The sequence below is a fragment of the Stappia stellulata genome (assembly GCF_020176715.1).
Classification (GTDB): Bacteria; Pseudomonadota; Alphaproteobacteria; order Rhizobiales; family Stappiaceae; genus Stappia.
This window is the reverse complement of the sequence record NZ_JAIVMF010000043.1, coordinates 1-7,184: the sequence shown is the minus strand read 5'-3', so window position 1 is coordinate 7,184 and position 7,184 is coordinate 1. Positions and strand designations below refer to the sequence as shown.

General features: G+C 62.6%; 5 protein-coding genes and 2 pseudogenes. 3 read left to right on the top strand and 4 right to left on the bottom strand.

Annotated features, from left to right (window positions below; all coding sequences use genetic code 11):
* Positions 1–181 precede the first annotated feature (181 nt).
* On the bottom strand, positions 182–568 hold the full coding sequence (locus LC092_RS20930) for a hypothetical protein (RefSeq protein WP_224809665.1): 387 nt from the start codon (positions 566–568) through the stop codon (positions 182–184).
* A 247-nt stretch (positions 569–815) separates the two neighbouring features.
* On the opposite strand from LC092_RS20930, the pseudogene uvrB reads away from it, so the two are divergent.
* Both uvrB and LC092_RS20920 read left to right on the top strand, forming a co-directional pair.
* A pseudogene (gene uvrB, locus LC092_RS20925) lies at positions 816–3,407 on the top strand (excinuclease ABC subunit UvrB); the annotation flags it as partial.
* 538 nt (positions 3,408–3,945) lie between these two features.
* The gene (locus tag LC092_RS20920) at positions 3,946–4,305 is read left to right on the top strand and encodes a hypothetical protein (protein WP_224809651.1); all 360 of its coding nucleotides are present in this window, start codon (positions 3,946–3,948) and stop codon (positions 4,303–4,305) included.
* 517 nt (positions 4,306–4,822) lie between these two features.
* On the opposite strand, the gene LC092_RS20915 is transcribed toward LC092_RS20920, so the two are convergent.
* Positions 4,823–5,632, bottom strand: coding sequence for a hypothetical protein (locus tag LC092_RS20915; protein ID WP_224809649.1), 810 nt, complete (start codon positions 5,630–5,632; stop codon positions 4,823–4,825).
* A 477-nt stretch (positions 5,633–6,109) separates the two neighbouring features.
* Positions 6,110–6,400, bottom strand: a complete 291-nt coding sequence (locus LC092_RS20910; protein WP_224809647.1) for a hypothetical protein — start codon at positions 6,398–6,400, stop codon at positions 6,110–6,112.
* A 151-nt stretch (positions 6,401–6,551) separates the two neighbouring features.
* Between LC092_RS20910 and LC092_RS20905 the strand changes: the two genes are divergently transcribed.
* Complete coding sequence (locus tag LC092_RS20905; protein ID WP_224809646.1) at positions 6,552–6,869, top strand: hypothetical protein; 318 nt, start codon at positions 6,552–6,554, stop codon at positions 6,867–6,869.
* A gap of 203 nt (positions 6,870–7,072) precedes the next feature.
* On the opposite strand, the pseudogene LC092_RS20900 reads toward LC092_RS20905, so the two are convergent.
* Positions 7,073–7,184 (bottom strand): annotated as a pseudogene (locus LC092_RS20900) (IS110 family transposase); the annotation flags it as partial.

Here is a 7,184-nt window from a genome sequence, read left to right as displayed (position 1 = left end):
AGCCGCGCAAGGCGCACAAACTCTTCTCGCTGTTCCATGATCGACACCTGTGACCAGGGCATGGCCGCCTCCTCAACGGGACTCATGCCAAACGTGTCAACCATCTCCATGAACACATGCCACCTATGTCACCGGTCTGAACATCAACCCGGGGGTGCCGGCCATTCACACAGCTCCGCCCTTACCGCGTGCAGCCGTTCACGTCGGCGGCGCAGTAGAAGCCGTCGGTGGAATTGCCGCAGCAGTAGAGGAAACCCGGAGAATCGCAGCGATATTGCGACGAGCCGCATCGTCCGGCGACCTGCATGGGTGCCGCGTCCGGCGTGACCGGGGTTGCCGGGATCACGCCCGCCAGAGGTGCGGAATAGGGTACGCGCACGGTCGTTGCCGGCCTGTCGAGACTGGCGAGAACGAGACCCGCTTTCGAAGGACCGGACGTCAGGGCGCCGGAAGCCGCGCATCCCTCGAAGGTCCGGATACCGGTCCCAGGGGACTCCGCAGTGGCCGGCGGGGCGACAAGGCCGAAGGACATCGCGCCCGCGACCAGAGCAAACAACAGCGTTTTCATGGGGCATCTCCCGTGATCTGGGTTGTTTTGGTTCTTGCCCCTCCTCTGCTTCCGATTATACCACATTCCGTAAGGGAATTCGCGATTTCTCGCATGTATTCCCGGCTCGCCGACGGGTGGCCGGGGGTGACGAAACCGACATAAACGCGCCTTGCTGACACCGTCCTGTCAGCAGGGCGCCTCTGCGCCGTCGCAACCGCGGTGCCGAGGGGTTTCCGTCGACCGCCTTTCGGACCATATTGCGGCCATGGCCAAGCGACCCTCCCCCACCCGCAAGGCGCCGTCCCGCGCGGACGACGCATCGATCCACGACGACCGGACCGCGCCGGACGGCTTCGGCGAAGCCGCGCAGGCGCCCTTCGAAGGCGCGCCGCTGACCGGCGGCGTTTCCGACTGGGCGCGGCAGATCACCGAGGATGACGGCGCGCCGCCCCCTGACGCCGACACGGCGGCGACGCCCGCGAAGAAACCCGCCAAGGCGAAGCGCGGAAAAGATGCGAAGGCGGAAAAGCCGGCGCGATCGGCGCGCGGCACCTCGATGGGCGCCTCCAACGATCCGCGCGAGCGCGCCGCCGGCGGGCTGAACCCGGTTGCCGGCCTCGACATGAGCCTGGAGGACGCGGAGGCGCTGCTCGCCAGGCAGGTGGCGGAGACCAAGAAGCGCAACAAGGGCAAGGGCAAGGCCGCCAAGCCGGTGATGTCCGACGGCACCACGGGGCACACGGCGACCGTGGAGGCGCTGTCGGCGCTGATCGAAAGCGGCAATCCGCTGCACAAGAACGGCGAGGCCTGGGCGCCGCACCGCCCGGCGCGCCCGGAGAAATCCGAAGGCGGCGTGCCGATCAAGCTCGTCTCGGAATATGAACCGAAGGGCGACCAGCCGACCGCAATCGCCGATCTGGTGGAGGGGCTGGAGAACAATGACGACACGCAGGTGCTGCTCGGCGTCACCGGCTCCGGCAAGACCTACACGATGGCCCAGGTGATCGCCCGCACCCAGCGCCCGGCGCTGATCCTGGCGCCGAACAAGACGCTGGCCGCCCAGCTCTACGGCGAGTTCAAGTCGTTCTTTCCCGACAATGCGGTGGAGTATTTCGTCTCCTATTACGACTACTACCAGCCCGAGGCCTATGTGCCGCGCACCGACACCTACATCGAGAAGGAAAGCTCGGTGAACGAGCAGATCGACCGGATGCGCCACTCGGCCACCCGCGCGCTGCTGGAGCGCGACGACGTGATCATCGTCGCCTCCGTGTCCTGCATCTACGGTATCGGCTCGGTGGAAACCTATACGGCGATGACCTTCGCCATCGCGGTGGGCGAGCGCATCGACCAGCGCCAACTGCTCGCCGATCTGGTGGCGCTGCAGTACAAGCGCAACGACGCCGCCTTCCAGCGCGGGACGTTTCGCGTGCGCGGCGACACGGTGGAAATCTTCCCCGCCCACTATGAGGACCGCGCCTGGCGCATTTCGCTGTTCGGCGACGAAATCGAGCAGATCACCGAGTTCGACCCTCTGACGGGCCAGAAGTCCGCCGACATGAAGTCGGTGAAGATCTACGCCAACTCGCACTATGTGACGCCGAAGCCGACGCTGAACCAGGCGACGAAATCGATCAAGGCGGAGCTGAAGCAGCGGCTGGAGGAGCTGAACGCCCACGGCCGGCTGCTGGAGGCGCAACGGCTGGAGCAGCGCACGCTGTTCGACCTGGAGATGATGGAGGCGACCGGCTCCTGCGCCGGCATCGAGAACTATTCGCGCTATCTCACCGGCCGCGCGCCCGGCGAGCCGCCGCCCACCCTGTTCGAATATCTGCCCGACAACGCCATCGTCTTCGCCGACGAGAGCCATGTCACCGTGCCGCAGATCGGCGGCATGTACCGGGGCGACTTCCGCCGCAAGGCGACGCTGGCGGAATACGGCTTCCGCCTGCCGTCCTGCATGGACAACCGCCCGCTGCGCTTCGAGGAATGGAACGCGATGCGGCCGCAGACGGTCTGCGTCTCGGCGACGCCCGGCTCCTGGGAGATGGAACAGGCCGGCGGCGTCTTCGCCGAGCAGGTGATCCGCCCGACCGGTCTGGTCGATCCGCAGATCGACATTCGCCCGGCCTCGTCCCAGGTCGACGACCTGCTCGGCGAAGTGCGCGAGGTGGCGGCCAGGGGCATGCGCACGCTGGTCACCGTGCTGACCAAGCGCATGGCCGAGGATCTCACCGAATATCTGCACGAAAACGGCGTGCGCGTGCGCTACATGCACTCCGACATCGACACGCTGGAGCGCATCGAGATTATCCGCGACCTCAGGCTCGGGGCCTTCGACGTGCTGGTCGGCATCAACCTGCTGCGCGAGGGGCTGGACATTCCCGAGTGCTCGCTGGTGGCGATCCTCGACGCCGACAAGGAAGGCTTCCTGCGCTCCGAAACCTCGCTGATCCAGACCATCGGCCGTGCGGCGCGCAATGTCGACGGCCGCGTCATTCTCTATGCCGACCGCAGGACAGGCTCGATGGAACGCGCCATCGCGGAGACCAACCGCCGCCGCGAGAAGCAGGAAGCCTACAACATCGAACACGGCATCACGCCGGAGAGCGTCCGCCGAAACATTGGCGACATCCTGCAATCGGTCTACGAACAGGACCATGTCACCGTCGAGGCGGGCTTCGCCGAGGAGGGCAATCTCGTCGGCCACAACCTGAAAGCCCATATCGAGGATCTGGAACGGCAGATGCGCGAGGCCGCCGCCGATCTCGACTTCGAGACCGCCGCCCGGCTGCGCGACGAGGTCAAGCGGCTGCAGCAGACCGAACTGGCGCTCTCCGACGATCCGCTGTCGCGCCAGTCCTACGTCGACGAGAAGACCGGCGGCTACCGGGGCGACAAGAAATTCGGCAAGGGCGGCACCAAGGCCGGCGCCAGCGGCGCCAAACGCGAAACCGCGAAGGACCGGGCGGCGAAGGCGCACTCGGGTGCAACAAACTTGTCCGACACGTCAAAAGTGCGCAAGAATACGCTCGACGAAATGACGGTGGGCCGCACGGAAGTGCCGCTGTCAAACCGTCCGCTGCCGAAAAAGCCGGTCAATCCCGCGCAACAGGCCGAGGAAGACGCCCGTCCGATCGTGCGCGGCAAGATCGGCACCGGGTCCTACGAGGATCCGGCGGAAGAAAAGCGGCGAAGGGGCCGGCCGAAGAAGAGCGGGCGGCCGGGGATGTGACAGATCGGGAGGCAACGCGGTGCGTTGCTTCCGGACCGGACAGAGGGAGAAGCGTGACGGAAGTTTCCTGACATTCATTTCAACGGCGGGTCAGCCGCCCGTCAGGCGCGACTGCGCCACCCCTCGCCTTTCCAGCACAAATCCTTGTGAGAGATAGATTATGGCCATTTTCAAGACCGCCGCTGCCGGCGCGCTTTTCCTCGTCGCGCTGTCCGTTTCGGGACCCGCGACCGTCAACGGACCGATGCTCTCCATGTCCTCCGCAAACGCGGGCGTCGCGTTGAACCAGCGGGACTACTATGGCTGCACGTTCCGTCTTCAAGAGTTCCGAAAAGAGCATCAGCAGAAGAAATACGCAGCCTTCGCCCGAGGTCGTGCATTCTCGATCACCGGAATGCGAGGTTGCGGCTGGACCTCCAACCAGCGCACGCAGGCAATCGCCGACCGGGTTGCCATGGAGAAATGCCGCAAGAATGCCAAGAACCCCGACAAGTGCTACGTCTCCGACCGGACGAAGTAGGTCGTCGCGTTGCGCATATTCCCTCCCAAAGGGGATGAACCGCCCAACCCACAGATTTTAGTCCAAGTCATTGAGGAATTTACAATGATTTTCAAAAAGCCGACGGTCACTTGCGCAATGCTTGCGCTCGGGCTTCTGGCAGGCTGCGCGCCGAAGAACGGGGAGACGGGTGCCGTCAATCCGTTCACGGCTTGTAGCTGCAGCTACAAACTGCAGTTTTTCAGGCAGCACGTTCAAAGGCATAGCCCATACGCCGCGTTTGCGCGAGGTCGGGCGCCGACAAGCACCGGCATGCAGGGCTGTGGCACCACCTGGGGTCACCCGACCCAGAAGGCCGCAGATAAGGCGGCGATGTCGGCCTGCCGCAAAGGGGCGAAATATCCCGATCGATGCTATGTCTCCGACCGGTCCATTCTCCCAAGCTACGCTCAATGAGCGCGACGTTGAAGCTGGGCCGGTCAGCTTCACGTGCATCAAGGGCTTGCTTGAAAATACTCTCGACCATTCTGCTCTGAAACTATTGCAAAATAACGCCGTCAGAAACCTGCTCATCAGGTGAGCAGTAATTTTTCCCAATTTGATCGATGAGATGAATAATACGATCAAATTTCTCAGGCTTCACGGTTAGAATTGCCCTTTCCTCGGGTCCCTCACTCCAAATCCAATCACGACTAAGAAATCCACGCCCAAAATCATAATAAATTCTATCATCTATTTCTAATTCATGGCGCTTCGAAATCATTTTAAGTCGGGTTGAAACATCATATGGATATTTTTCCATCTCCTCCATCGTAATTTTATAACTTAGTCGCCTTATGCGCCTCATCCTTTCAATATATTCATTACGGAGACGTAGAAATATGGAAGGCATTCCGGTTCGATCACTCACTTCCGTCTTATCGTTTCGAATTTTTATCGAACAATAATCGGTATCGATCATTCTTAAATTTTTTCTTTCAATAGTATGGCGCACATCACGTCGTTTTAATTCCTCCGGACCGTAATCAATTCGTCTTTTCAAAACACAACCGTCAAATGATGCTGTTATTTTCACGCCTTTAACTTCCGAGCGCGACAGGATACTGACAACCTCGGCCTCGAGCTCGGCACGAGAGCGGGTCTCGGGCTTCATTGCGAGGATCGCCTCCCGCTGTATGCGGCAGCCTACAATCTCGAACGGATTGGCGTTGGCAATCGCCGGAGGGAAACCGATCAACCCAAAAAACAGGGCCACCCAGAGTCTCTTGTGCGCCATGGATCGTGTCCCAATACCTTTTTGGCCAAAGCCGGTCATGGGTTTGAAAATGCCGTTCATCCGGTCGCTCAATCTCTTGCTCCAAACCCGTTGGCCCGCAATTCAGACAACCAAGCTACACAGTGAATAGCCGAAAGTTCAATCCTTGATTGAAGGTTGGAGTCCGGGCCACTTCATCGCAAGATCGGTCAAACAAAGCGTACTGCTGAGCGTGCTCCGGCAGGCCGCACGGGCGATGCGCGCGTACTTCGTGCTAAAGCTTCGACCAGCAGCACCTCCCCACGCCGGCACGACGGTGTAAAGTGCGAAGCAGGCCACCAATGAATGCCATCCCTCAGGTATCATCCCGGCTTCGACAGCGTCGTGGACCGAGGTCCGGTATCCTCCGGGCGGTGCGATCATGCGGCGGGTGTCGGGACCGACCGGCATGAACGGCAACACACGTCGCGTGCCTTCAAGCGCCTGCGGATACTGGATGCCTGCCTTCGCAGGCATGACAGTTGAGAGCTACACGACCGCCCTGTCCCCGCCCCACACGAACCATCCTACTCACCCCGGCACTGATGGCAGGACGAAGAACAGCACCACCGCGATCACGAAGGCCGCGAGCGCCAGCAGGTAGAGACGCGCAACGCCCCGGCGGGAGGTTTCGGCGGCCTCGCCATATCCGTTGGGCGTGAAAAGGCGCCTCCACAGGCGCACGCCCTCAAGCGGGTTGAAGCTGGCGTCTGCCAGCAGCTTCTGGCGGCGGATGAAGAGAAGCGTACGGATGTAGGCGGCGACCATCAGCAGCAGCGCCAGCGTCATGACCGTCGTGAAGATCAGATAGGGTCCGCTCATTCCGTCCTCGCCGATTGTCCGTGGCGTGCGGCCTTGCCAGGGAACGCGCAGGCAATAGAGTAGCGCGATGATCATCCGACGCAAAACCGCGCGATCCGGCGCCCGGATTCACGTTTCCCCGCTCCCGCGCTCGTCACATGCCCGGCGCCTCATGCTCGCGAGTGCCATGGCCTGCGCGCTCGCAAGCCTGCCGGACGGATCCGCAAGCGCCCAGTCGCTTCCCGGATGCGCGCAGACCGGGGCCGCGTCGGTCTTCATCAACGGCCGCCCGATGCTGCGGCTTTCGGACGTTGCGGGGTGCCCGGCGGGCATGTTCGAGACCGTTCCGGGGATCTTCGTGGAAGGCCAACCGGCGGTCCGGCTTGCAGCACCCGCGCCCGATTGCAGCGGTGGCGGATCGGCGGACGTTCTGCTGGGCGGGGCTCCGGCGGGTCGCGCCGGCGACGCGGCCTGCCCGCCGCGCGAATAGGCGGGCAGCGTCATACGAAAGCGCCGGCGCGCGGTCAGCCGTTGCGGCGCCCCGCTCATGCTGAGGGAACCAATGGGCCCCGGCTCGGGGGCCGTGGTGACGGCGGTGCGTGGGGCGGGCCTCCTGGGAGCGCCGCTGACAGGCTTGACCGGACCCGGAACGGGAAAACGGGGCAAACCGGCTGCCAGTGCTCTCAGCCGTCATCAACTCATTGCGTTGAATTCGTCTCTCATGCGTGCATTGAGGATGACGACGATCTTTCGCATGACGGCTGTTAGAGCGACGAGCTTCTTCTTTCCGCTTTCGACAAGTCGT